25 protein-coding genes are annotated in these 23628 nt (G+C 56.3%); 11 read left to right on the top strand and 14 right to left on the bottom strand.

Annotated elements, in window-relative coordinates:
* Position 1: 1 nt before the first annotated feature.
* The 4 genes from ACR0L3_RS09350 to upp are packed head-to-tail and all read left to right on the top strand — an operon-like array spanning position 2 to position 4129.
* A complete protein-coding gene (locus tag ACR0L3_RS09350; RefSeq protein ID WP_480745454.1) occupies positions 2 to 1309 on the top strand; it encodes a thymidine phosphorylase in 1308 nt (435 codons plus the stop codon).
* Positions 1306 to 2517 carry a phosphopentomutase gene (locus ACR0L3_RS09345; protein WP_480745431.1) on the top strand — a complete coding sequence of 404 codons (1212 nt, stop codon included), beginning with the start codon at positions 1306 to 1308 and terminating at the stop codon, positions 2515 to 2517. Before ACR0L3_RS09350 ends, ACR0L3_RS09345 begins: the two co-directional genes overlap by 4 nt.
* Positions 2514 to 3500 (top strand): adenosine deaminase, encoded by a 987-nt coding sequence (locus ACR0L3_RS09340; RefSeq protein ID WP_480745430.1) that lies wholly within the window; start codon positions 2514 to 2516, stop codon positions 3498 to 3500. Before ACR0L3_RS09345 ends, ACR0L3_RS09340 begins: the two co-directional genes overlap by 4 nt.
* Positions 3497 to 4129, top strand: a complete 633-nt coding sequence (gene upp / locus ACR0L3_RS09335; RefSeq protein WP_480745429.1) for a uracil phosphoribosyltransferase — start codon at positions 3497 to 3499, stop codon at positions 4127 to 4129. Before ACR0L3_RS09340 ends, upp begins: the two co-directional genes overlap by 4 nt.
* 1 nt (position 4130) lies before the next feature.
* Here upp and ACR0L3_RS09330 read toward each other — a convergent pair whose 3' ends face one another.
* The gene (locus ACR0L3_RS09330; RefSeq protein ID WP_480745428.1) at positions 4131 to 5147 is read right to left on the bottom strand and encodes a hypothetical protein; all 1017 of its coding nucleotides are present in this window, start codon (positions 5145 to 5147) and stop codon (positions 4131 to 4133) included.
* A gap of 148 nt (positions 5148 to 5295) precedes the next feature.
* Between ACR0L3_RS09330 and ACR0L3_RS09325 the strand changes: the two genes are divergently transcribed.
* From ACR0L3_RS09325 to ACR0L3_RS09315, 3 genes are all read left to right on the top strand, one after another.
* Positions 5296 to 6222 carry a DMT family transporter gene (locus ACR0L3_RS09325; RefSeq protein ID WP_480745427.1) on the top strand — a complete coding sequence of 309 codons (927 nt, stop codon included), beginning with the start codon at positions 5296 to 5298 and terminating at the stop codon, positions 6220 to 6222.
* Positions 6219 to 6878: a sulfotransferase family 2 domain-containing protein gene (locus ACR0L3_RS09320; RefSeq protein ID WP_480745426.1), complete on the top strand. Its 660-nt coding sequence runs from the start codon at positions 6219 to 6221 to the stop codon at positions 6876 to 6878. The genes ACR0L3_RS09325 and ACR0L3_RS09320 overlap by 4 nt, the downstream gene beginning before the upstream one ends.
* A 243-nt stretch (positions 6879 to 7121) precedes the next feature.
* Complete coding sequence (locus ACR0L3_RS09315; RefSeq protein ID WP_480745425.1) at positions 7122 to 7799, top strand: Hint domain-containing protein; 678 nt, start codon at positions 7122 to 7124, stop codon at positions 7797 to 7799.
* Positions 7800 to 7862: 63 nt separating this feature from the next.
* Here ACR0L3_RS09315 and ACR0L3_RS09310 read toward each other — a convergent pair whose 3' ends face one another.
* The 8 genes from ACR0L3_RS09310 to ACR0L3_RS09275 form a co-directional block, all read right to left on the bottom strand.
* Positions 7863 to 10064: a 3-hydroxyacyl-CoA dehydrogenase NAD-binding domain-containing protein gene (locus ACR0L3_RS09310; RefSeq protein ID WP_480745424.1), complete on the bottom strand. Its 2202-nt coding sequence runs from the start codon at positions 10062 to 10064 to the stop codon at positions 7863 to 7865.
* Complete coding sequence (locus ACR0L3_RS09305; protein WP_480745423.1) at positions 10057 to 10545, bottom strand: cupin domain-containing protein; 489 nt, start codon at positions 10543 to 10545, stop codon at positions 10057 to 10059. The genes ACR0L3_RS09310 and ACR0L3_RS09305 overlap by 8 nt, the downstream gene beginning before the upstream one ends.
* Complete coding sequence (locus ACR0L3_RS09300; RefSeq protein ID WP_480745422.1) at positions 10545 to 11756, bottom strand: acetyl-CoA C-acetyltransferase; 1212 nt, start codon at positions 11754 to 11756, stop codon at positions 10545 to 10547. The genes ACR0L3_RS09305 and ACR0L3_RS09300 overlap by 1 nt, the downstream gene beginning before the upstream one ends.
* Before the next feature lie 11 nt (positions 11757 to 11767).
* The gene (locus ACR0L3_RS09295) at positions 11768 to 12406 is read right to left on the bottom strand and encodes a glutathione S-transferase family protein (RefSeq protein WP_480745421.1); all 639 of its coding nucleotides are present in this window, start codon (positions 12404 to 12406) and stop codon (positions 11768 to 11770) included.
* Positions 12407 to 12538: 132 nt separating this feature from the next.
* Positions 12539 to 12751 (bottom strand): hypothetical protein, encoded by a 213-nt coding sequence (locus ACR0L3_RS09290; RefSeq protein WP_480745420.1) that lies wholly within the window; start codon positions 12749 to 12751, stop codon positions 12539 to 12541.
* Between the two features lie 54 nt (positions 12752 to 12805).
* Positions 12806 to 14587: an acyl-CoA dehydrogenase C-terminal domain-containing protein gene (locus tag ACR0L3_RS09285; protein WP_480745419.1), complete on the bottom strand. Its 1782-nt coding sequence runs from the start codon at positions 14585 to 14587 to the stop codon at positions 12806 to 12808.
* Between the two features lie 45 nt (positions 14588 to 14632).
* Positions 14633 to 15034, bottom strand: a complete 402-nt coding sequence (locus tag ACR0L3_RS09280) for a MerR family transcriptional regulator (protein WP_068332361.1) — start codon at positions 15032 to 15034, stop codon at positions 14633 to 14635.
* A 287-nt stretch (positions 15035 to 15321) separates the two neighbouring features.
* Positions 15322 to 15690 (bottom strand): MerR family transcriptional regulator, encoded by a 369-nt coding sequence (locus ACR0L3_RS09275; protein ID WP_480745418.1) that lies wholly within the window; start codon positions 15688 to 15690, stop codon positions 15322 to 15324.
* Between the two features lie 112 nt (positions 15691 to 15802).
* Between ACR0L3_RS09275 and ACR0L3_RS09270 the strand changes: the two genes are divergently transcribed.
* The 3 genes from ACR0L3_RS09270 to ACR0L3_RS09260 are packed head-to-tail and all read left to right on the top strand — an operon-like array spanning position 15803 to position 18063.
* Positions 15803 to 16222: a PaaI family thioesterase gene (locus ACR0L3_RS09270; protein WP_480745417.1), complete on the top strand. Its 420-nt coding sequence runs from the start codon at positions 15803 to 15805 to the stop codon at positions 16220 to 16222.
* Positions 16222 to 16740, top strand: a complete 519-nt coding sequence (locus ACR0L3_RS09265) for a PaaI family thioesterase (protein ID WP_480745416.1) — start codon at positions 16222 to 16224, stop codon at positions 16738 to 16740. The genes ACR0L3_RS09270 and ACR0L3_RS09265 overlap by 1 nt, the downstream gene beginning before the upstream one ends.
* A 6-nt stretch (positions 16741 to 16746) precedes the next feature.
* Complete coding sequence (locus ACR0L3_RS09260; protein ID WP_480745415.1) at positions 16747 to 18063, top strand: MATE family efflux transporter; 1317 nt, start codon at positions 16747 to 16749, stop codon at positions 18061 to 18063.
* On the opposite strand, the gene arsC is transcribed toward ACR0L3_RS09260, so the two are convergent.
* The 4 genes from arsC to ACR0L3_RS09240 are packed head-to-tail and all read right to left on the bottom strand — an operon-like array spanning position 18060 to position 20219.
* Positions 18060 to 18401, bottom strand: a complete 342-nt coding sequence (gene arsC, locus ACR0L3_RS09255; protein WP_480745414.1) for an arsenate reductase (glutaredoxin) — start codon at positions 18399 to 18401, stop codon at positions 18060 to 18062. The genes ACR0L3_RS09260 and arsC overlap by 4 nt on opposite strands.
* Positions 18398 to 19456 (bottom strand): quinone-dependent dihydroorotate dehydrogenase, encoded by a 1059-nt coding sequence (locus ACR0L3_RS09250; protein ID WP_480745413.1) that lies wholly within the window; start codon positions 19454 to 19456, stop codon positions 18398 to 18400. Before ACR0L3_RS09250 ends, arsC begins: the two co-directional genes overlap by 4 nt.
* Positions 19453 to 19884, bottom strand: coding sequence for a DUF1330 domain-containing protein (locus tag ACR0L3_RS09245; RefSeq protein ID WP_480745412.1), 432 nt, complete (start codon positions 19882 to 19884; stop codon positions 19453 to 19455). The genes ACR0L3_RS09250 and ACR0L3_RS09245 overlap by 4 nt, the downstream gene beginning before the upstream one ends.
* Positions 19881 to 20219: a DUF952 domain-containing protein gene (locus tag ACR0L3_RS09240; protein ID WP_480745411.1), complete on the bottom strand. Its 339-nt coding sequence runs from the start codon at positions 20217 to 20219 to the stop codon at positions 19881 to 19883. Before ACR0L3_RS09240 ends, ACR0L3_RS09245 begins: the two co-directional genes overlap by 4 nt.
* 108 nt (positions 20220 to 20327) lie before the next feature.
* Between ACR0L3_RS09240 and ACR0L3_RS09235 the strand changes: the two genes are divergently transcribed.
* Positions 20328 to 21911, top strand: coding sequence for a bifunctional metallophosphatase/5'-nucleotidase (locus ACR0L3_RS09235; protein ID WP_480745410.1), 1584 nt, complete (start codon positions 20328 to 20330; stop codon positions 21909 to 21911).
* Positions 21912 to 21970: 59 nt separating this feature from the next.
* Here ACR0L3_RS09235 and ACR0L3_RS09230 read toward each other — a convergent pair whose 3' ends face one another.
* Positions 21971 to 23623 (bottom strand): tetratricopeptide repeat-containing sulfotransferase family protein, encoded by a 1653-nt coding sequence (locus ACR0L3_RS09230; protein WP_480745409.1) that lies wholly within the window; start codon positions 23621 to 23623, stop codon positions 21971 to 21973.
* Positions 23624 to 23628 lie beyond the last annotated feature (5 nt).

The following is a 23628-nucleotide window of genomic DNA, read 5'->3' as shown; positions in this document are numbered from 1 at the left end:
CATGGACGCCCGTTCGATCATTGCCAAGCTGCGCCGGGAACAGGTGCCGAGCGCAGACGAACTGACATGGTTTGCGCAGGGACTTGCTGATGGGGGTGTAAGCGATGCGCAGGCCGGGGCGTTTGCCATGGCTGTTTGTATGGGCGGGCTTGGGGCGCAAGGCCGTGCCGACCTAACTGTCGCGATGCGAGACAGTGGGGAAGTGCTGAGCTGGAATTTCGATGGTCCCGTGGTCGACAAACATTCGACCGGGGGGGTGGGCGACTGCGTTAGTCTGGTACTGGCGCCCGCGCTGGCAGAACTGGGGGCCTATGTCCCGATGATTTCGGGCCGTGGACTGGGGCATACCGGTGGCACGCTGGATAAACTGGAATCTATTCCGGGCGTTAGTACACAGATCGGGCAAGAGAGACTGACCCAGATCCTGCGCGATACTGGTGCTGCTATCGTTGGCGCGACCGGGCAGATTGCACCTGCGGACAAGCGGCTCTACGCGATCCGGGATGTCACTGCGACAGTGGAAAGCCTGGACCTGATCACAGCGTCAATCTTGTCGAAGAAGCTGGCCGCCAGCCCCGAGGCGCTGGTGCTGGACGTCAAAGTCGGCAGCGGTGCCTTCATGAAAACTCTGGAGGATGCACGCAAACTGGCCAAGGCACTGACGGAAACTGCGAATGCAGCAGGTTGCCGGACTTCGGCGGTAATCACCGATATGCACCAGCCTTTGGCACCTGCGTTGGGAAATGCGTTGGAAATAGCCGAAGTGATGAATGTTCTGACCAAGGCGCATTACGCTCCGCTGGCCGAGATATCTGCGGAATTGGGTGGGGTTTTGTTGGCCGATGCCGGTATGTTTGCGACGGCTGACGAGGGGCGCGACAAGATCACGGACGTAATCCGCGATGGGCGCGCAGCCGAGCGTTTCGGGCGTATGTTGGCTGCAATGGGCGGGCCACTGCAATTTGTTGACAATTGGGCGCGCTATTTGCCCGAAGCCAGCGTTATTCTTGAGGTGTCTGCCCCTGAAGGCGGCTATGTCACCGCAATAGATGGCGAAGCGTTGGGCTTGGCCGTGGTGGCGCTGGGCGGTGGGCGGCAGGTCGAAGATGACGTGATCGACCCGGCGGTAGGTTTGTCGGATATTGTCCGGCTTGGTGACAAGATGGCCAAAGGTATGCCCTTGGCGGTTGTTCATGCGGCCCGTGAAGATGCCGCACGTAGGGCTGCAGATGCGGTATTGAACGCGATCACGATTGGACCTGACGCACCCTTGGAGCCCACACTTGTCCACGAAAGGATAACGCCGTGACCCGTGCGTTTCTTGTGGTCATGGACTCGGTTGGTATCGGTGGTGCGCCAGATGCAGACCGTTTTTTCAATGGAGAGACACCCGATGTCGGGGCAAACACGCTGGCCCACATCGCGCAAGCCTGTGCCGAAGGTCGGGCGGAAAATGGGCGGTCGGGCCCGCTGTACTTGCCAAATCTGGATGCGCACGGGCTGGGGGCGGCTACTCGGTTGGCCTCGGACGCACTCACGCCGGGATTGGACGCAGACCCCATCGGGCTTTGGGGTTGCGCGCGCGAGTATTCGCCAGGCAAGGATACGCCTTCGGGCCATTGGGAATTGGCCGGGCTACCAGTGCCGTGGGATTGGCACTATTTCCCGGATACCACGCCGGCCTTTCCGACTGAACTGAGCCGCGCCGCCGCCGAAGCCGCCGGAACAGAGGGTATTCTGGGCGATTGCCACGCCTCGGGCACCACCATCATTGCCGAACTGGGGGCCGAGCATTTAAGAACTGGCTGGCCGATCTGCTACACCTCGGCAGACAGCGTTTTTCAAATCGCCGCGCATGAAGAGAGCTTCGGCCTCGAGCGCCTGCTCGACATGTGCCAGAAACTGGCACCGCGTTTGCATGAAATGAAGGTGGGGCGGGTCATTGCCCGCCCGTTCGTTGGCTTCGTGGAAGAGGGCTTCACGCGTACGACCAATCGCAAGGACTTCGCGATCCTACCGCCCGCGCCAGTGCTGACCAATTGGGCGCAAGATGCGGGGCGGCGGGTGCATGCCGTGGGCAAGATTGGCGACATCTTCTCGATGCAAGGGATCGATACACTGCGAAAAGGGTCGGATGCACAACTGATGAAGCATCTGTCCGATCTGATCGATGAGGCCGAAGAGGGTAGCTTGACCTTCGCCAATTTCGTCGAGTTTGACAGCCTCTATGGTCATCGTCGTGACATAAGTGGATACGCGCGTGCATTGGAATGGTTTGACCGTGAAATCGGCGCGATCCTGTCGCGTTTGCGACCCGGAGACTTGCTGTTGCTGACTGCAGATCACGGCAATGACCCCAGTTGGATCGGTACTGACCACACGCGCGAACAAGTGCCCGTGCTGATCGCCGGGCAGGGCACTGGGGAAATTGGTGCCGTGAATTTCGCAGACGTAGCCGCCAGTATTGCGCACCACCTCAACATTCCGGCGCAAGGACCGGGAAAGAGTTTTTTATGACCGTCGCAGACCTGCCCAAGATTGAGTTGCACCTACATCACGAAGGCGCAGCACCTCCCGCGTTCATCCGACAGCTTGCCCATGAAAAGCGGATCGACCTGAGCGGGATTTTCAAGCCCGACGGCAGCTATGACTTCCGCGACTTTGCCCATTTCCTAAGCGTCTATGAGGCCGCTTGCGAAGTGCTGAAAACGCCGGAAGACTTTCGACGTCTGACTTTAGCCATCCTCGAGGAAAGCGCGGAGAATGGGGTGGTTTATTCGGAAACATTCCTTAGTCCCGATTTTTGCGGAGGTGGAGACCTTAGTGCGTGGCGCGATTACCTGAACGCCATTCAGGATGCCGCCGAGGAAGCCGAGCGCAAGTTCGACATAACTCTGCGTGGTGTTGTCACTTGCGTGCGCCATTTCGGGCCCGAACAAGCAAAGATCAGCGCCCGTTGCGCAGCTGAAACCGCTGGGGATTGGATCACTGGCTTTGGCATGGGCGGCAATGAATCCATGGGAACGCAGGGTGATTTTCAATGGGCATTTGATTGCGCGCGTGAGGCTGGGCTGCGGCTGACCACCCATGCGGGTGAGTTTGGTGGCGCAGAAAGTGTGCGCGATGCAATCCGTAGTCTTGGGGTTGAACGGATCGGCCACGGTGTCCGCGCTATCGAAGACCCGGACCTTGTCCACGAATTGATCGACCGCGAGGTCACGCTTGAGGTTTGTCCCGGTTCAAATGTGGTACTGGGTCTGTTTCCGGGATTCGATGCCCATCCGATCGCGAACTTGCGTGACGCAGGCGTTAAAGTCACCGTTTCCACCGACGATCCGCCGTTTTTCCATACCACTATGCGGCGCGAATATGAGATGCTGAGCCAAGCCTTCGGCTGGCAGGCCGAGGATTTTGCCGCACTGAACGACACGGCCCTTGCGGCTGCTTTTTGTGATGAAGACACCCGTGCGCGGGTCAAGAAAAGACTGGAGAGAACATGAGCGAACACCTGACCGTCGTTGACCACCCGTTGGTCCAACACAAACTGACGCTCATGCGGGATAAGGGCACTTCGACTGCTGTGTTCCGTCAATTGCTGCGTGAGATCACATTGCTTCTGGCCTATGAGGTCACGCGTGAGTTGAAGCTGACCACTCGGCACATCGAAACCCCGATGGAGGAGATGGACGCCCCCATTCTGGCAGGTAAGAAACTTGCGTTGGTCTCGATCCTGCGGGCCGGGAACGGGATGCTGGATGGCGTGCTTGAATTGATTCCATCAGCGCGTGTCGGCTTTGTCGGTCTTTACCGGGATGAGGAAACGCTGAAACCGGTCCAGTACTATTTCAAGGCACCTGAAGGGCTGAAGGACCGTCTGGTCATTGCCGTCGATCCGATGTTGGCAACTGGCAATAGCTCGGCGGCTGCAATTGATTTGCTGAAAGAGGCTGGCGCCACCGATATCCGCTTTCTCTGCTTGCTGGCCGCACCTGAGGGCGTGGAACGCATGAAAGAGGCGCATCCTGATGTTAAAATTGTCACCGCGGCACTTGATCGACAGCTGAATTCCAAAGGCTACATCATGCCGGGCTTAGGCGACGCGGGCGACCGTATGTTTGGCACCAAGTAGGCTATTCACCGCAAATGCTTTGCAACTGGACCCAATCGCGGTCCGGAAGAACCTGCTGAAGAGGGCGGCCCGCCATCGGGTCGGCCTCGATCAGGCCCAGCACGGTCTCGCCCGTGACATCCACCGCGTAGGCGTAGGGCGTCGAGGGCAGCGCGGCTTGCGCAAAGACTTCCAGCAAATCATCGTCAGGAAGGGTCGGGCGTGGTTCCGACAGAACCTGCTCGGTGTAGGAGTCAATGTTTTCAGGTGTTAGCTCTCCGGTCGTTAGCAATCGGAAAGCGGTGGTCGGGCCGGTTCGGTCCAGTAAATCGTCCAACGGGTCCTGCGCCTCGACCCGTGCGCGTTCGGCGATGATGTATCCAGCGGCGACCGAAGGATCTTCGTGATCTTCGACCATTGCGCGATTTAGCAGAATAATCCCACCCGGCAGGCTGAGGCTGGTTTGAACACCTGCGGGCAGAACGACGATTTTTTGAACGCCGGTGCGTGCGGCCAGTTGATCCAATGCAGCTTGCGCCCCTTCGGTCGTACATGCCCTGCCCGAGACCCGCTCGATCCGCTGTAGGATCGTGTTGCCAATATCCTTGCGTTTGATGTCAGGAACGACGGACACGACGTGACTCTGTAACGCGACTGGTAACCACAGAAGCAACAATGCGGCCACGGCGGCCACAACTCCTGCGACGCTGAACCAACGCAATCGACCGGGATGAGGGCGCGCCCGGTCAATGGCGCGCTGAAGGCGGTCGATGGCCTCGATCATTGTGGTTTCGGATTCTTCCAGTTCCAGCGTTTCGTCCGGGTCGCCATCCGGGTTGAAAATGGCTGGAAAACTGCCCGGATTCTGACGTTCCAGCGCGGCCAGAGACCAATGAGTCAAAGCTTGTTCGTTGAAATCCGAAATCGTCAACGTTGCCTCGCCAATCGAGACCACAACCTCCCGCCGTTGAACATCCGGCGAAGGGCGCCACAGACCGGTGGCTTCGATCCGTTCGTACTGTTTAAATGCCGTCTTCAAGGTGAGGGTTGCTCGTAATTATTTTGTTTCAGCTTAGCATGGTAATTTCTAAAGGCGCAAACCTGTTGCGTGCCGTTTCAAAAATGTGCTGGATATCATGACGCGCTGCAAATTAGTCCGGCGCGCCACTTAGCGACCGAGGCGCAGAATGCAGGCGGAGACACAGACCTCACCGATATTGGCCGCGGTCCTGATGGTGAGCGCAATGGCGATCATCGGTGTAATAGACAATGTGGTGATCCTGCTGGCCGAGACGATTGGTCTTTGGCAGTTTCACTTTAGTCGCGCCCTACTGATGCTGCCGCTGATCGCCGGTCTATCGCTATTGGGTATGGGCACATTGCGACCTCAGCGGATTTTGCCAGTCATCCTGCGCAGTGTGCTGATCACGCTGGCAATGCTGTTCTACTTTGCCTCACTTGCGCTTATGCCAATCGCGCAAGCTTTGGCGGGGCTGTTTACGTCACCGATTTTTGTCTTGCTGATTTCAGCACTCGCAATGGGGCAAAAGATTGGACCGTGGCGCATTTTGGCGGTGCTGATCGGGTTCGCCGGTATTCTGTGCGTATTGCAACCCAACCCTTACGATTTTGATGCACTCTCGCTGCTTCCTGTGGCCGGAGGGTTCTTTTATGCCCTGAGTGCCATCATAACACGAAGTCATTGCGCGCAAGAAAGTACGGTGGCACTGCTTGCGGCAAATATCGCTACACTAGGATTGGCAGGGGCAATCGGATTGGCCGTGTTTTCGTTTGTACTGCATTCCATGCCTGACGGCTTTGTCACACGCGGTATGGTCTGGGAAATGCAACCCGCCCTGAAATGGGTTGTTGTGCAGGCGGTTGGTTCCACTATCGCAGTTTTCATGCTGATCAAATCCTATCAGATAGGCGAGACCTCATACGTGGCAGTTTTTGAGTATTCGGTGATGGTTTTTGGCCCTCTGTTTGCCTGGGTGGCGCTAGGGCAAACGATAGGTGTCATGCAGATCGCTGGGATCGGGCTGATCGCCGCGGCAGGGGCATTGCTGGGCTGGCGGTCACGGCGCAATGCTGCGTTGGAGCAGAAAGCATGATCATTTCACGTGGACGGCGATATGTGTTCGTCCATATCCCAAAGACGGGTGGCACCTCATTGGCGCACGCGTTGGAAGAACGAGCAATGAAAGATGACATTCTGATCGGAGACACACCCAAAGCCTTGAAACGCCGCAAACGAGCCAAGACCCTGACTAGCAGGGGGCGGCTGTGGAAACATTCTACGCTGGCGGATATTGACGGGGTTCTGTCAATTGAGGAATTGCAGGCCCTGACTGCCTTTACCTTGGTTCGCAATCCTTGGGACCGAGTTGTCAGCTATTACCACTGGCTGAAGGGGCAAAGCTTTCAGCATCCGGTAGTTTCCTTGGCCAGAAACTTACCCTTCGAAGGTTTTGTCTTGCACCCTACGGTGGCGCAGTCATTTCGAAAAAACCCGGCACAACGATATATGACCCGCGCTGATGGGGCAGAGCAGTGTCAATTTTACATTCGGCTCGAGTGCTTCGAGCAGGAAGCGGCACCATTATTTGACCAACTTGGCTTTCGTGTGGCTCTGCCTCATCTAAACAGGTCCAATCACCGCAAAGATTATCGATGGTACTATTCGGAAAAAGCCGCCCTTGCGGTCGCAAAGTCTTGCAGTGAGGACATCTCGAGATTCGGATATGCCTTTGATCGTGCTGACATCTAATAGTTTCCAAATAATAAACAATGTAAGATTTAGAAGGCATTATGTTGCCATTTAATGCATTTTTGGGCTGAAAAAGCCGAAAAACTGACCTTAATGTGTCAAAAATAAGTCGACCCTGTTCAACTTGTGTTAACGTTTGCTCCAGTTGTCTAGTGTTAATAGTGGGTTTGGTTCTTGTTGAAAGTTGACAGTGTTTTTGAGTTTAATGAGCATCCTGAATTTAGGGACAGCCGACAGCAGCAGATGGCATTGAACGCTCGCCGAGGTGGTCTGGTTCATGGGACCAAGGTGTCCACAAGGGGCGGTTGGAAGCCGGTAGAAGAACTTCAGCCGGGGGAGTCCGTGCGGACGTTGGATAACGGGTTCAAACCGGTAAGCCGCGTTGCGACGGATACGATTACAGTTCAGCCGGGCGAAACCAAGGCAGAATACATGCCTGTTCGCGTGCCAGCGCATGAAGCGTTTAACGCAAGACCTGTATGGTTGATGCCCGAGCAAGGCATGGCGTTGGACAACACCAAATTGATCCATGATCCGGTTAAACTGCCGGTTAGTTTGCCTATCGTGTCGGCGAGGTTTCTGTGCGGTGCGTTCCGCATCATTTCGGATGTGCCAGCTTCTTGTTTCGACATCAGCACCCTGTTCTTTGATCAGGATGAAATTATCTATATCGAAGGTGGTTTTCGTGCCTTTTGCCCCGCAGGTCGCTTTGGGTCGGGCAGCTCATCTTACGAGGTGGTCGAGCCCGAGACCGCAGCGAATCTGGTCAACCTTACGGCGCGTTGCGCCGACATCGGAGTGTTAGCGAATTCATTGGGATCGCTACCTGCGCCTGTATTTGATCACCCCATTGTGCCAATGAGGCCAGTAAGAGGGGCGCGTCGGCCGGGGCGGCCAGGACGTCCGGTTATGATGATCTGAATGGGAAGCTGTATCTGAGACAGCTTGACGCTGGCGCATGGGGGCATGCGCCAGCGTTTCTATTTAGGCGGCTTTTGCTTCCGTGCTGAAGCGCCCGTAGAAGCTTTGGCCCTTTTCGGCCATCTCACGTAGCAGCGGCGGGCAAGAGAAACGCTCGCCATAGGCCTCGGCCAACTGATCGCACCGCTCGGCCGCGTAGGGCGTGCCAATGATGTCCAGCCAGCTGAGAGGGCCACCCGACCATGGCGCAAAGCCCCAGCCCAGGATCGCGCCCACGTCACCTTCGCGGATGTCTTCCAGAACGCCTTCTTCCAGCGCACGGACCGCTTCCAGAACCTGAGCGAACATCAGACGTTCCTGCACTTCGATCAGATCAGGCTGCTCGGCGGCCAGCGGATACTTGTCTTGCAGACCTTTCCAATATTCGACGCGCTTGCCCTTCTCATCATAGTCGAAGAAGCCTGCGTTGGCCTTGCGACCCAAACGGCCCTGTTCCTCCATCCAGAAGATCAGATCGTCCGAGGGGCTATCCGGATAGGCATCACCCATCGCCGCCTTAGTTGCTCGCGCAATCTTGGCACCCAGATCAATCGAAGTCTCATCGGTCAGTTGAACCGGACCAACTGGGAAACCCAGCTGACGCGCGGCGTTGTCGATCAGAACGGGGTTGACGCCCTCGGTGATCATGCGCGCACCTTCGTTGATGTAGGGGATGATGCAGCGGTTGGCGTAGAAGAAACGCGCATCGTTGACCACGATCGGTGTTTTCCGGATCTCGCGAACGTAGTCCAGAGCCTTGGCAACAGCACGATCCCCGGTTTGCTTGCCCTTGATGATCTCGACCAGGAACATCTTCTCAACGGGTGAGAAGAAATGGATCCCGATGAACTGCTCGGGCCGCACAGAAGCTTTCGCCAGATCGGAGATCGGCAGGGTCGAAGTGTTCGAGGCAAAGATGCAATCCTCGGGGATGATCGCTTCAACGCGTTTGGTCATCTCGGCCTTGACGCCGGGATCTTCGAATACTGCTTCGATGATCAGGTCACACCCTTTAAGATGCTCCAGATCAGGGGTCGCGGTGATGCGGGCCAGCAAGGCCTCTTTCTTCTCAGCCGTGGCTTTGCCGCGCTTGATGCCTTTGTCCATGTAGCTTTCGCTATAGGCCTTGCCCTTGTCAGCGGCTTCCTGATCACGGTCGATCAGAACAACCTCCATCCCCGCCTGAGCCGAGACAAGAGCGATACCAGCCCCCATCATGCCAGCACCCAGCACGCCGACCTTCTGAACACGCTGATCCGGGACATCCTTTGGACGGACCGCTCCTTTCTCCAGTGCTTCTTTGTTTAGAAACAGCGAACGGATCATCGCCGAAGAGGACGGGTTCATCAGGACGTTGGTGAACCAACGCGCCTCGATTTTCAGGGCGGTGTCGAAGTCGACCAGTGCACCTTCATAGATCGAGCTCAGCAGTGCCTTTGCCGCCGGGAAGGCGCCTTGGGTCTTTCCGTTCACCATCGCGTTGGCGCCAACGAAGGTCATGAAGCCGGCAGGGTGGTAGGGCGCTCCACCGGGCATCTTGTAGCCCTTGGCGTCCCAAGGCTTGACCAGATCGGCGTCCTTGGCGTTCAGAACCCATTCCTTAGCCGCTGCGACCGGGTCGTCCGCAACCGCGTCGATCAACTGTGCGCCTTTAGCTTTCTTCGGGTCCATCATCTTGCCTTCCAGCAGGACAGGGGCTGCCGCCATTGCGCCCACCATACGGCTGAAACGCATTGTGCCGCCGCCACCGGGGAATATGCCCAGAAGAATCTCGGGCAGGCCGATCTTGGACTTTGGGTTACTGGTCATGACGCGGTGGTGGCAGGCCAGAGCGATCTCAGTCCCGATCCCAGCGCAGGTGCCGTTGATGGCACAGGCGATCGGCTTGCCGCCCTTCTTGGTCTTGGGGTCCATGCCAGCCAATTCCATCTTGCGCAGGATGTGGTGGCCGCCCATGACGAAATCGAACAACGCCTGCGCCGGTTCATCACCGGCCTCCTGACGGATGGTGGCCAGCGTGTTCAGGTCCATGCCACCGGCGAAAGAGCCTTCTTTGCCCGAAGTGATGACGATCCCTTTGATCTCGTCGTCGCCCAGCGCCTGATCGATCAGTTGGCTGACCTCCTGAAACGCTTCACGGCTCAGGACGTTCATGGACTTGCCCTGGGTATCCCAGGTTACGAAGGCGACGCCGTCTGCGTCTTTGCTCAGAGTGAAATCAGTCATCGTCATCTCCAATCTGGTCAGCCGTCAGCGGGCTGCCGTCTTTCCGGGTGAAAGAGAATCCGTTCTCATCATCCTTCACCATCATGTCTATATCGCTGTAATAGCCGGTCTCGGTCGGGGTCCGTGTGCCCACAACCAGAAAGGTCGCAGGCGCATCGGTCTTGTTTACAAGGTGATGGCCGTTGGCCTCACCTGCAGGCCAAGCCGCGCAGTCGCCGGGCAGCATCTCATGCTCACCATCGTCATCGATCAGCACGCATTTGCCGCTGAGCATGATGGCGAACTCGTCCTGCTCCATGTGGTAGTGGCGCAGCGAGGAGAGGCCCTGCGGTTCAAGCCGCACAATGTTGACCCCGTACTGGGTTAGCCCGCCTGCATCACCGATGCGCTGCACGAAACGACCAGCGGTCGCCTCGGCCAGCTTGCCCGGATAGGACGAGCCGCCCTTGAACGGGATCTGAGAGAGATCCAGCTTGGGCATCAGACCCGCTCGATAATGGTTGCGGCACCCATGCCCGACGCAATGCAGAGCGTGGCTAGACCGGTTTCCTTGTCCTGGCGCTCAAGCTCATCCAACAGCGTGCCAATGATCATTGCACCGGTTGCGCCCAGCGGGTGACCCATCGCGATCGAGCCGCCGTTCACGTTGACCAGCGCCGGGTCGACATCAAACGCCTGCTGGAAACGCAGCACGACCGAGGCGAAGGCTTCGTTCACTTCAAACAGGTCCAGATCGCCGATCTGCATGCCGTTGTCGGAAAGGATTTTCTCGGTCACAGGAACCGGGCCGGTTAGCATGATGGTCGGGTCGGTGCCGATCTTGGCAGTAGCTTTGATGCGCGCGCGCGGCTTCAGGCCGTACTTTTCACCGAATTCTTTGTTCCCAATCAGAACAGCGGCAGAACCATCCACAATGCCCGAGCTGTTACCCGCGTGGTGGATGTGGTTGATCCGTTCAAGATGCGGGTATTTGATCATCGCCACCTTGTCGAAGCCGGGCATCTGTTCACCCATCATCTGGAATGAGGGGTTCAGCGCGCCAAGGCTCTGCATATCGGTACCGGGGCGCATGTATTCGTCACGATCCAGAATGGTCAGGCCATTCTGGTCTTTGATGGTGATGACCGACTTTTCGAACCGGTTCTCTTCCCACGCTTTCGCAGCGCGTTTTTGCGATTCAACGGCCAGCTCATCGGCCTGGTCGCGGTCGAAACCGTATTCAGTCGCGATGATGTCAGCCGAGATACCCTGAGGCACGAAATAGGTGTCCATAGCAAGCGTGGGATCGACAGCAATCGCAGCACCGTCGCTGCCCATGGCCACGCGGCCCATCATCTCGACACCACCTGCGATATACGCCTCACCTGCGCCGCCTTTGACCTGGTTCGCCGCCAGGTTCACGGCCTCCATGCCTGAGGCGCAGAAGCGGTTGATCGCCAGCCCAGGGATTGACTGGTCGAGGTCAGAGGCCAGGACTGCCGAACGTGCCAGACAGCCGCCTTGTTCCATCACTTGTGTGACGTTACCCCAAATAACGTCCTCCACGGCGTGGCCCTCAAGATTGTTCCGCTCTTTTATTGCGTTCAGGGTCAGGGCGGACAGGCGCACCGAGGTTACCTCGTGCAGGCTGCCATCCTTGCGGCCCTTGCCGCGCGGCGTGCGCAGGGCGTCATAAATATAAGCTTCGGTCATAGGTCTTCTCCTCAAGCTCGATCCGACGGGTTGCCGGGCATCAGGTCATAGGGGTGTTTCCAGCCCGGCTGTTCCGACATGCGTGTCAGCCAAGCGTCGATTTTGGGCCAGTCGGCGCGGTCAAAGCCGAAAGGTTCGGGGTAATACAGATAGCTACAGCAGCTGATATCGGCGTTGGTGACGCCATCGCCAACGATCCAATCCCGACCGTCCAAGTGGCTTTCCAATATTTGGTAGGCTGCTTTGAGCCGTCCTTGGTTAAAGGCAATCACGTCCGCGTTGCGGTGCTTCTCGGGCAGAAAGTTCGCCAGGAACCGTGTCATCCCGGCCATTGAACTGAGCTTGTGATTGTCCCACAGAACCCACCGGAAGATTTCGTAGTTTTCTTCGCGATTGTTGCCTCCGAACTTTCCTGACTTTTCAGTAACGTAAGCCTGAATGGCGCCAGATTGCGTGGTGCGGAAATCGCCATCGATCATGACGGGCGCTTCACCCATCTCATTGACTTCGGCGCGGTATTCGGGCGTGCGGGTTTCACCATTGAAGAAATCGACAAAGACCGGTTCCCAGTCCAGGCCGGACATCTCGAGAGCCAACGCGGCTTTGTAAGAGTTGCCACTCTCTCCAAAGCAGTGAAGTTTGATGGTCATGCGATTGCCCCTCCCAAGGCGCATGGTGCAGTGCCGCAATCTGCGTATTTCGAGAAAGTCGAACCCGTTGGGTTGGTACAAAGTTCGTCTTGCTGAAAACACGCACACCCAAAGCGGGCGTGAATGAAACGGTTATCGCTTGCGTGCCTCCAACTCGGAATTGAAGGTGCGCATCCGGCGGGTCAGTTTCTCCTCATCTATGACGCTGTTGAAGTTTTCGAACAGAAAAGAAAGCGCCTCACCTTCGTCCAGACCGGCCTCATGGGCAAAACTGCGGAGCTTTCGATAACCGTCCTCGGTCATTGCGACCGGAAATCGGCGGGTCAGGCGAAAGCGTTTTGGCATTGTCTCTCCTTCAATAATCCGGCCTCGGGGCAGGGCCCCGAAGCCGTGGTGTGATCAGAAGTTGGCGGCTTTCAGAGCCATAACCGTATCCGCGCCAGTCTGGATGCGCGCCAGATGCATGCCCGTGGCAGGCAGACGGCGGGCCATGTAGAAGCGGCCGGTGTTGATTTTGGTCTCATAGAACTCTTTGTCCGAGGCACCGTCATCCAGAGCCTCTTGCGCGGCTTTGGCCATTTGGGCCCACATCAGGCCCAGGCAGACATGGCCGAACATGTGCATAAAGTCATAGGACCCGGACAGAGCGTTATTCGGGTTCTTCATGCCTTCCTGCATGAAGTACATTCCGGCTGCCTGCAGGTCTTTGGACGCGGCTTTCAGCGGTTCGATGAATGCCTTGTCGTAGGCTTCGTCCTTGCCGCCGTTTTCCTTGCAGAAGGTTTTGACCATATCGAAGAACGCCATGACGTGTTTGCCGCCATCCTGTGCCAGCTTACGGCCCACAAGGTCCAACGCCTGAACGCCGTTGGCCCCTTCGTAGATCATCGCGATGCGGGCGTCGCGGGTGTATTGCGACATGCCCCATTCTTCGATGTAGCCGTGACCGCCATAGACCTGCTGCGCCTGCACGGTCATGTCATAGCCTTCATCCGTCAGGAAGCCTTTGATAACCGGGGTCAGCAGTGAGATCAGCCCGTCCGCGTCTTTGTCACCCGAGCGATGCGCCTTATCAATCATGGTGGCACCCCAGAGGATGAACGCGCGAGCGCCCTCGGTGAAGCTTTTCTGATCCATCAGGCTGCGGCGAATGTCAGGGTGCACGATCAACGGATCAGCGGGGCCTTCCGGGTTTTTCACCCCGGTCACATCGCGGCCTTGCAAGCGGTCTTTTGCATATTCCAGAGCGTTCTGGAACGCGGCTTCGGCCTGAGACAGACCCTGCATGCCTACACCCAGCCGCGCTTCGTTCATCATGGTGAACATGGCGCGCATGCCTTTGTGCTCATCACCCAGCAACCAGCCGGTCGCTTCGTCATAGTTCATGACGCAGGTCGAATTGCCGTGGATGCCCATCTTCTCTTCGATCTTGCCGACCGAGACACCGTTACGCTCACCCAGTGAACCGTCTTCGTTCACGATGAACTTGGGGACGATGAACAGCGAAACGCCTTTGATGCCTTCGGGGCCGCCGGGGATTTTGGCCAGCACAAGGTGGATGATGTTGTCGGCCATGTCGTGATCACCGGCCGAGATAAAAATTTTCTGGCCGGAAATCTTATAGCTGCCGTCACCCTGTGGTTCCGCCTTGGTGCGCATCAGTCCCAGATCGGTGCCACAATGCGGTTCCGTCAAGTTCATGGTGCCGGTCCATTCGCAGCTGACCATGTTCGGCAGATATTTGTTTTTCTGCTCGTCAGAACCATGCGCCAGAATGGCCGAGGCCGCACCATGGGTCAGGCCCTGATACATAGTAAAGGCTTGGTTCGCGCCCGAGAACATCTCGCCCACAGCAGTGCCGATGACGTAGGGCATGTTCTGGCCGCCATACTCTTCCGGCATGTCGAGGCCAGTCCAACCGCCTTCTTTCATCTGCTCGAAGGCGTCATTGAAGCCTGTGGGTGTGTAAACGATGCCATTTTCCAGACGGCAGCCTTCTGTGTCGCCCACCACGTTCAGAGGATGTAGAACATTCGTAGCGACCTTGCCGGCTTCTTCCAGCACGGCACCGGTAAATTCGGCTTCCAGTTCGCTGTATCCCGGAATATCGGATTCCGAGATTTTCAAAACGTCATGCAGGATGAACTGTGTGTCTTTGGTAGGCGCGTTGTAAACGGGCATTTGAAGCTCCCTTAAATTCAGATGTCCGGGGTGGGGCCGACGGGGCTATTCGGCGGCCTTTTTTTCGTTTTTCATCGAGGCGATGACTTTCTCGCCCCAGCGCAGCTGTTCTTTCAAATCGTCAATGGCCTGAGTCAGTTCTTCTCGTCGAGCTTCCATATCCGCCAAACGCTCGCGCGCGATTTCAAACGTACGAGTCATCTGGGTCATTTGTTGGTCGCCAACGTGGTACAGGTCCAGAAGTTGCCGGATTTCTTCCAGGCTAAAACCGAAACGCTTGCCACGCAGGATAAGTTTCAGGCGCGCCCGGTCACGTTTGGTGAACAGGCGTTTCTGGCCTTCACGGATCGGGAACAAAAGTTCCTTGGCCTCGTAAAATCGCAATGTGCGCGGCGTGACATCATATGTCTCGCACATTTCACGGATGGTCATCAGATCTTCGGTCATGGTTTCAGTACTCTCGTCACTGGCGTCTATGAAAGTCAGTTGCGCAGTCGATGCGCACGTTACAACACGTAGATGACGTTCACGTAATGTAAACGCTACGTCACTTTGAAAGGTGACGTAACATCCTCTTGCGTCAAGATACGGATTGCCTGCAATTTTGAGTGTGACGTAACGGAATTACGTGGCGAAAGGGCCGAGACCTTGCGACCAAACAACAAATTTTCGTCAGGGACTGGAGGCCCCCTAAACCAAATACTGTGAAAAAGAAGGTGTGACCCTTTAAGGGGTCAGCCCAAAGACTTTGCTGTCTGGTCACGCAAGCGCTGGAGTTCTTCCATCGCTTCATCCAGTTGCTGACGCTGCTTTAAAAGTTCAGGCATCTGACGGTCAGCCAGTTTAATGAATTCGGCCATCTGGGCTTTGTCGCCCTGGTCCTCGTAGATCAACAGCCACTGGCGAATCTCTTCCAATGAGAAGCCAAACAGACGACCGCGCATGATCAATTTCATTCGTGCACATTCGCGCGGGCCATAGTATCGAGTGCGGCCTTCGCGTTCCGGCTGCAATAACTCGATGTATTCGTAATAACGCAAGGTGCGCTTGGTTACGTCGAACTCTTCGCACATCTCGTTTAATGACAAACGGTTGTCGGTCATCTGGGTCTCCTCGCCAGCAAACTAGGGCGTCGTGGCGACAAGCGCAACAGGTGGTCTTGCTCTTTTGCAAAACCCAGACTCATAAAGGACCAAATCAAAAGGACACATCAACATGGTCGACAAAGTAGCGATCGCGCGTCGATTTATCGAGGCGATCCCACATGCCGGGGCGCTGGGTCTGGAGCTGACCACAATCGGTGATGGTGAGGCCGCTATCACAATGCCCTACAACACAGATCTGGTCGGTGATCCCAGAACGGGTGTTATTCATGGCGGCGCAGTGTTCACTGCATTGGACACCTGCTGCGGCGCCGCCGTCATGAGCCATCCATCCGCGCCAGGCGGCACTGCCACCATTGACCTGAGGATCGACTACATGCGGGCCGCAACGCCGGGGCAGACCATTACTGCCCACGCAACTTGCTATCACATCACGCGTAACGTGGCTTTTGTCCGCGCAACGGCAATGGACGAGGATCCGGACCATCCGGTCGCGACCGCTTCTGGCGCCTTTACGGTGGAGGGTTTGTGATGGCGCGCGCCCGCCCAGAGCCCATGCAGATTGTCAAGCAACGCCGTGACGCTGCCCTTAACGCGATTGTCGAAGGGGTGCCTTATATCCGCTTCCTCAACATCACGTTTGACAGGCGAGGGGATGAACTGACCGGCGTGTTGAACTTTGATGACAAGCTGATCGGGAACCCTCTGCTGCCCGCGCTGCACGGCGGTGTGACGGCAGCATTCCTCGAAGTTACAGCCGTGATTACTCTGAGCTGGGAATACTTCTTTCCACGCATCGAGAGTGGTGAGATCGATGCGGAAGAGCTTATAAACGCTGACGCGGTCAGATTTCCAAAGACCGTTGATTTCACAGTCGATTATTTACGCTCGGGACTGCCGCGTGATGCGTATGCCCGTGCGTTCGTCAGCAGGTCCGGTCGGCGCTACGCTTCGGTCCGGGTCGAGGCGTGGCAAGACAATCATGCCCGTCCGATCGCACAGGCCACAGGGCATTTCCTGATGCCTCAAAAAAAGCCGGACGCCGGGTAGACCATCATGCAAGACGCCACGGCACCCCTCACGCATAAACGGGTGTTAAAGATCGCGATTCCGATCGTTTTGTCTAACGCGACTGTTCCTATCCTCGGGGCGGTTGATACCGGCGTGGTCGGCCAGTTGGGGCAAGCGGCACCTATCGGGGCCGTGGGAATGGGCGCAGTTATTCTGGCCAGCATATACTGGACCTTCGGTTTCCTGCGCATGGGCACCACAGGTCTGGCGGCACAAGCGCGCGGGGCAGGTGACACGGCAGAGACCGGCGCACTATTGATGCGTGGGCTGCTACTGGGCGGAACAGCGGGCCTGTTCTTTATCCTTACACAATTTTGGGTGTTCTGGGGCGCCTTTGCACTCTCACCTGCAAGCCCCGAGGTCGAAGCGCTGACGCGCGATTACCTACAAATCCGCATTTGGGGAGCGCCAGCGACGATTGCGCTTTATGCCGTAACAGGATGGCTGATCGCGGTTGAGCGAACTCGTGGCGTGTTTGTTCTTCAGGTCTGGATGAACGGGCTAAACATCGTGCTGGATTTGTGGTTCGTATTGGGCCTCGGTTGGGGCGTCGAGGGCGTCGCTATTGCCACCTTGATCGCGGAATGGACCGGTTTGGCGTTGGGTCTATGGCTATGCCGTGATGCTTTTGGGGGGAACCAGTGGCGCGATTGGCCGCGAATTTTCGACGCGGCCAGACTGCGTCGGATGATGCAAGTGAACGGCGATATCATGGTCCGTTCGGTGTTGCTGACCGGAGCATTCACAACGTTTTTGTTTGTGGGTTCCGACTTGGGGGACGTAAACCTCGCCGCCAATCAGGTGCTGCTGCAATTTCTTGAAATCACGGCCTTCGCTCTGGACGGCTTCGCCTTTTCAGCCGAGGCTTTGGTCGGCAGTGCCGTTGGGGCCAAAAACAGATATCAGGTCCGGCGGGCTTCGATCATGGCGTCACAATGGGGCGTGGGCGGTGCGCTGGCCTTGGGGGCGGTATTCTATCTCGCCGGACCCGCCCTGATCGACCTGATGTCGACCTCGCCCGAGGTTCGGCTTGCCGCGCGGGAATACCTGATCTGGGCTGCATTGGCGCCAGCTATCGGAGTCGCCAGTTGGATGTTCGACGGCATCTATATCGGTGCAACATGGACCCGCGCCATGCGCAACGCAATGGTGCAATCGGTGGTGATATATGTGATTGCACTGTTCGTTTTGGTGCCGACATTTGGCAACCACGGTTTGTGGGCCGCGCTTATGGTGCTGAACATCACGCGCGCTATCACGTTGGGATGGCGCTATCCGAGACTGGAAGCGCAGGTGGTTTAGAGTAGCGTCAACAGGTTTTCAGGCGGACGCCCAATAGCGGCCTTGTCGCCTGCAATGGCAAGCGGGCGCTCGATCAAGATGGGGTTTTCTGCCATCGCAGTGATCAGTTCTTCTGAGGTCGAGGTCTTGGTCAGGCCCAGTTCTTTGAACCGCTTTTCTCCGGTGCGCATCATAGCGACAGGCTCGATACCCAGTTTGCCAAGAACGGCACGGATTTCTTCGGCCGAAGGAGCTTCTTCCAGGTATTTGCGCAGTTCGATTAGCGCGCCTTTCTCCTGTAGCAGCGCCAGTCCTGTGCGGGACTTTGAACAGCGTGGGTTGTGCCAGTATGCGATCACAGCCAATCCTCTCGTTTAGTTCCAACAGCTTGCGCGACGTTGTTAAACCCATCTTGCGCCAACAGGTCATCTAACCCTCGGGCAATTTCTGCTGCCAAAGAAATCCCGCCGTAGACCAGCGCTGTGTAAAACTGCACGGCTGAAGCCCCGGCACAAATCTTGGCGTAAGCCTGTTCCGCGTTGCTAATGCCACCGACACCAATCAGTGGGATTTTTCCCTCTGTGAGATGGCTGAGCTTTGCCAAAACACGCGTTGATTTCTGGAAAAGAGGCGCGCCGGAGAGACCTCCTGTTTCGTCCTTATGGGCGCCGCGCAACCCATCACGTGACAGAGTGGTGTTGGTGGCGATTATCGCGTCAATGCCGGTCTCCGAGGCAACTTCGGCGATGTCCTGCAACTCGGCCTCGGTCAGGTCGGGCGCGATCTTAAGGAAGATTGGTATTGGTCGCGCCAGTTGGTTACGCGTATCGACTACACCTGCCAATAGAGCACTAAGAGCAGCCTTGCCCTGCAAATCGCGCAGTTTTTCGGTATTGGGCGACGACACGTTGACGGTTGCGAAATCCAAATGTTCGGCGCAATGTGCCAGAACCTTGGCAAAGTCGCCGGGCCGGTCGTCGCTGTCCTTGTTTGCCCCTAGGTTCAAGCCGATCACGGCGTCTTTCGGGCGGTCGGCCAAGCGGCGGGCCATGACCTCCATGCCTTCATTGTTAAAGCCAAATCGGTTGATGGCAGCCTTGTGTTCAGTCAAGCGGAACAATCGGGGCTTTGGGTTGCCAGGCTGGGGGCGGGGTGTAACGGCCCCTACTTCTATGAAACCGAAACCTGCGCGCGACAGAGGCTTCAGAACTTCTCCGTTCTTGTCGAAGCCTGCTGCCAGACCAACCGGGTTCAGCAAGTTCAAACCGGCCACCTGAGTTTTCAGGCGAGGTGACGTGACAGGCCCTGGCATTGGGGCGAGCCCAGCCTTTAAAATCTTTATCGACATGCCATGGGCGACTTCGGGGTCCATTTTGTGTAGGACGCTAAGCCCAAGTTTCTCGGTCAGCTTCATCCGAAAGTCTCTCCACCTTGGGCCGGGGCGCAGCGGATCAGGCGCGAGGTCTCAACCGCCGCCTGCCGGTGAATAACGGCGGTCTTATAGACCGGGTCCGTCACCATTTCCAAAAACGCATGGGCGGTGGGATAGCGGGCTATAAAAACCTCATCCCAGTTCTCATCCTGCGGACCGATTAATGTGGTCTGGTATTCGCCCCGCCACAAGATCGAAGCCCCCAATCGAGCGATGATCGGTGCGGTTTCTGTGCCGTAGTTTCGATAGGCTTGTGCGCCGGTCAGTCCAGCATTTACCAGGTCATGACCCACTGGATACTCGGCCTGGGCGCGAAATTTCACCAGATTCAGCATCTCGATCGGATGGTCGCGGTCCAGCGCCTTGAACGCCTCGAATTGGGCGCGGTCCGGATCGATGAAAGTAGTCATGCCATTTCCTCGGGGAATTGGTGCGACTGTCCATCAAAGGGCAGGGGGCGCGACCAGAGCACATCGGTCATACGGATTTGCCGATAGAGATGGGGAAACAGAGCCCCACCGCGCGACACTTCCCATTTTAGATCGCTTCCCAGGGCGTCCGCTTCGCAGGCAAGCAAAGTCAGCCCTTCCACCCCGGCAAAATGCTTGGCCGCAGTTTCAGCCGCTTGTTCAGCGGTGGAGAAATGGATGTAGCCGTCGGAAACATCAATCGGCGCACCGTCCGAGGCCCCTTGTTCTTGCAACGTGGCCCATTCGTCGGCGCGGAAGATCTTGTAAATCAGCATATGGCTCTGATGCCTTGCGCGACGGGTAGAATCAAGCTGGATTTCCCCCTTTGACTCTTCCTGTCGGCGAGCGCACCATCGCGCCAAACAAATACAAGGAGTATGAAGATGTTCACTCGTTTTCTGGCTTCAGTTGCGGTTCTGGGCCTGACCGCAGGTGTGGCCGCTGCCGAATTCAAGCTTACAATTTTGCATACGAACGACATTCACAGTCGCATCGAGTCCATTAACAAATACGACTCGACCTGTGACGCCGAGGATGAAGCCGAAGGCAAATGTTTCGGCGGGGTCGCGCGACTGAAAACCATGGTTGACACCAAGCGGGATGAGTTGGCGGATCAGAACGTCTTGTTGTTGGATGCTGGCGATCCGTTTCAAGGATCGCTGTTTTATACAACGTACAAGGGCGCTGCCGAGGCCGAATTCATGGAGGCGATTGGCTATGACGCCATGGCAGTTGGGAACCACGAATTCGACGATGGCCCCGAAGGCCTGGCGACGTTCATTGATGCGGTGAGTTTTCCGGTGCTCTCGGGCAATCTTGATCTGTCTTCTTCAACTGAACTGAAAGACAAGGTCGACAATCACCTCGTGCTTGAGGTTGACGGGCAAAAAATTGGCATAGTCTCCGCACTGGCCACCGATACGGTCGACACGTCCAGCCCCGGCAAGGATGTGGTGTTTCAGGATGAAATTGAAAGCCTGACAGCAGATGTTGAGGCGCTGCAGGCTGAAGGCGTCAATATCATCATTGCACTGAACCACGTCGGGTTGGCTAAGGATATTGAGATCGCGGAAAAGGTGTCCGGTCTTGATCTTGTGATTGGTGGGCATTCCCACACCCTGTTGTCCAACACGCAGGAAGGCGCAGCCGGTTCGTACCCGTTGATGGTCGGTGATGTGCCGGTCGTTCAGGCTTATGCCTATTCCAAATATCTGGGGGAAGTAACGCTGACCTTCGATGATGATGGCAATCTGATCTCTGCGGAAGGGGAACCTATTCTTCTGGACGCTTCGGTTGAACCGGATGCCGATATCGCCGCGCGCGTGGCAGAAATGGGCGCCCCAATTGAAGAAATGAAAAAGCGCGTAGTCGCTAGTTCGGCAGCCGCTATTGAAGGAGATCGTTCTGTTTGCCGTGTGCAGGAATGTGAAATGGGCAATCTGGTGGCTGACGCAATGTTGGCGCGGGTTGCGGATCAGGGCGCTCAGATCGCGATTGCAAACTCGGGCGGGCTGCGGGCTTCGATTGATCCGGGCGAGGTGACAATGGGTGAGGTGCTGACAGTGCTGCCCTTCCAGAACACGCTATCGACCTTTGAAATCAGTGGTCAGACTGTCATAGACGCACTGGAAAACGGTGTAAGCCAGGTTGAAGAGGTCAAAGGCCGCTTTCCGCAGGTCGCGGGTTTGACGTTCACTTGGGACCCTTCTGTTGCGCCGAATGAGGGTCGCATTACCGAAGTCATGGTCGCCGAAGGGGACGGGTTTGTTCCGATTGATCCGGCTGCCACCTATTTGGTAGTTACAAACAACTATGTCCGCAACGGCGGTGATGGCTACTCAATGTTCGCAGGCGACGACAAGAATGCCTATGATTATGGACCTGACTTGGCCGATGTAACGGCTGAATACTTGGCTGAAAACGCACCGTATCAACCCTATCTGGACGGTCGCATAAAGCAGAAATAATCCGGCGTGACACCAAAGAAAAAGGCCGCATCATGTGATGCGGCCTTTGATCGTTGCTGCTACCCCAAGTCGTACTCTGGCCATAACGCCGGATCAAAGCCGTCCAGCATAGGGCGCAAGTGCTCGGATACGCTCTGCCATCCCCCGACCGACTTGGTTGAAATCTTGTTTCGGACCTGATCAACACTTGCTGTTCTGACGTGTTTGGTATTCTCCTCGGGGCGCATCATCGTCTCGCTCCATTTGATGTCACAAAACGCGGCAACCTTTTGGCTGTAGGATTTCGGGTCAGCCACCAGTTGTTCATAAGGAACGGTTAGAATCCGATCTCCGAATACTTCATTCCAATGGGCCATATATCGACGGTACAAATTCGCCGAATGGGCAATTGCCTCGAGGTTTGACGCGTAACGCATGCCGCCTGCTGGGAAGCGTCTTATCCACTTCGAAAGACCAACGTCGCGGGGATCACGCAGCATATTGATGATCTTAGCATTGGGGAACGCGGCCAACAGGAAACCGGCACGCTGGTAGTTATGTGGCATCTTATCGACAAAGGCGGCAGAACCTTCTGGAAGCGGCGGCATTAACTCGCGGAATTGCTTTGCAATTTCCTGAGCTTCAGCGCCGCCGAAGCTACAGCCTTCGCGTTCGAACTGTCGGGAAAGATCGCCGCCCAATGTCAGCTCTCCGCACCCGGCGATTTCCGAGGCGGAACTTAGCATCATTTCCATCAACGTGGTCCCTGAACGGGGTTGACCCAGAACGAAGATCGGAACCGGAGTTTCATTGATACCGGACGTTGGTAATTCGACCCCAACAGGGAACAGACCAACGATCCGTTTCAGTCTGACCTCTTCTTTGGCGGCGTCATATGGATTGCCGCTATGCTGAATTTTGTTTGCTCGCAGAAATTGCGGCATGGCGGCACTCAACCCATCCATTTTTGAGATCAAATGAGCCTTGGCGAACTCCAACTCCAATAATTCGTTGTCGTTGTTGGAAATGGCAGATTCCACGGCCGCCATTAGCTGTGGAGAGTCTTCTTTTGAAATCATTGTCGACATTTGCAGCAAGGCCTGTGAATGTTCCGGCTTTTCGTCAAGAATACGCCGCAGGATGTCTTGCGATGCTTTCTTGTCTCCGCTCTGGTGTAAATTCACGGATTTCTGGAAGGCGATTTTTAGATTGTCTGGGTCTAATTCATAAGCGCGAGACAGATCGCGTGAGTGGTCGTCGACAAACCCGATCTTCGAATAAGCTTGTGCCCGCTTAGACAGAAGATTCACATCTTCGGGTTCGTTTTCCAGCTTTTTGCTCGCATAATCGATGATCATGCGCCAGTTGGTGCCCTTGAGGTGGATCTCATCCAAAACGCGGTTCAATTCCTGGTTATTTGGGAATTGTTCCAGCTTTTGCTCTGTATATTCCAATGCCTTGGGGATTTGCCCGGTCTGCATAAGAGCGTTTGCCAGATTCTCCACGAATTGCGGATCGTCGGGTTTCATCCGTGACGCTTCAATGAAATGCGGAATGGATTTTTTGTACTGCTTCAGCTCGGTCAGAACAAAGCCCGAGATTGCGTGAAAATCTGAATCTTTGGGGAATTTTTTTGCACCCAGCTGAGCTTTCTTCAGCGCTTGTTGCAGCTTGCCGGCTTCCAAAGCCGCCACAGCCTTGCCTTTAAGGGTTTTCGCTGTTTGATTTTGCATGTGAC

The sequence above is a fragment of the Ruegeria sp. CK1 genome, assembly GCF_056536545.1.
This window is presented reverse-complemented; position numbering and strand designations above follow the sequence as displayed.

Bases quoted from the DNA above. Each gene is read 5' to 3' on its own strand.
- ACR0L3_RS09350 (WP_480745454.1), top strand. From the start codon at position 2: ATGGACGCCCGTTCGATCATTGCCAAGCTGCGCCGGGAACAGGTGCCG.
- ACR0L3_RS09245 (WP_480745412.1), bottom strand. From the start codon at position 19,884: ATGACTACTTTCATCGATCCGGACCGCGCCCAATTCGAGGCGTTCAAG.
- ACR0L3_RS09260 (WP_480745415.1), top strand. From the start codon at position 16,747: ATGCAAGACGCCACGGCACCCCTCACGCATAAACGGGTGTTAAAGATC.
- ACR0L3_RS09240 (WP_480745411.1), bottom strand. From the start codon at position 20,219: ATGCTGATTTACAAGATCTTCCGCGCCGACGAATGGGCCACGTTGCAA.
- ACR0L3_RS09280 (WP_068332361.1), bottom strand. From the start codon at position 15,034: ATGACCGAAGATCTGATGACCATCCGTGAAATGTGCGAGACATATGAT.
- ACR0L3_RS09320 (WP_480745426.1), top strand. From the start codon at position 6,219: ATGATCATTTCACGTGGACGGCGATATGTGTTCGTCCATATCCCAAAG.
- ACR0L3_RS09270 (WP_480745417.1), top strand. From the start codon at position 15,803: ATGGTCGACAAAGTAGCGATCGCGCGTCGATTTATCGAGGCGATCCCA.
- ACR0L3_RS09305 (WP_480745423.1), bottom strand. From the start codon at position 10,545: ATGCCCAAGCTGGATCTCTCTCAGATCCCGTTCAAGGGCGGCTCGTCC.
- ACR0L3_RS09230 (WP_480745409.1), bottom strand. From the start codon at position 23,623: ATGCAAAATCAAACAGCGAAAACCCTTAAAGGCAAGGCTGTGGCGGCT.
- ACR0L3_RS09310 (WP_480745424.1), bottom strand. From the start codon at position 10,064: ATGACTGATTTCACTCTGAGCAAAGACGCAGACGGCGTCGCCTTCGTA.
- ACR0L3_RS09285 (WP_480745419.1), bottom strand. From the start codon at position 14,587: ATGCCCGTTTACAACGCGCCTACCAAAGACACACAGTTCATCCTGCAT.
- ACR0L3_RS09295 (WP_480745421.1), bottom strand. From the start codon at position 12,406: ATGACCATCAAACTTCACTGCTTTGGAGAGAGTGGCAACTCTTACAAA.
- upp (WP_480745429.1), top strand. From the start codon at position 3,497: ATGAGCGAACACCTGACCGTCGTTGACCACCCGTTGGTCCAACACAAA.
- ACR0L3_RS09300 (WP_480745422.1), bottom strand. From the start codon at position 11,756: ATGACCGAAGCTTATATTTATGACGCCCTGCGCACGCCGCGCGGCAAG.
- ACR0L3_RS09275 (WP_480745418.1), bottom strand. From the start codon at position 15,690: ATGACCGACAACCGTTTGTCATTAAACGAGATGTGCGAAGAGTTCGAC.
- ACR0L3_RS09235 (WP_480745410.1), top strand. From the start codon at position 20,328: ATGTTCACTCGTTTTCTGGCTTCAGTTGCGGTTCTGGGCCTGACCGCA.
- ACR0L3_RS09290 (WP_480745420.1), bottom strand. From the start codon at position 12,751: ATGCCAAAACGCTTTCGCCTGACCCGCCGATTTCCGGTCGCAATGACC.
- ACR0L3_RS09250 (WP_480745413.1), bottom strand. From the start codon at position 19,456: ATGAAGCTGACCGAGAAACTTGGGCTTAGCGTCCTACACAAAATGGAC.
- ACR0L3_RS09265 (WP_480745416.1), top strand. From the start codon at position 16,222: ATGGCGCGCGCCCGCCCAGAGCCCATGCAGATTGTCAAGCAACGCCGT.
- ACR0L3_RS09315 (WP_480745425.1), top strand. From the start codon at position 7,122: ATGGCATTGAACGCTCGCCGAGGTGGTCTGGTTCATGGGACCAAGGTG.
- ACR0L3_RS09340 (WP_480745430.1), top strand. From the start codon at position 2,514: ATGACCGTCGCAGACCTGCCCAAGATTGAGTTGCACCTACATCACGAA.
- ACR0L3_RS09325 (WP_480745427.1), top strand. From the start codon at position 5,296: ATGCAGGCGGAGACACAGACCTCACCGATATTGGCCGCGGTCCTGATG.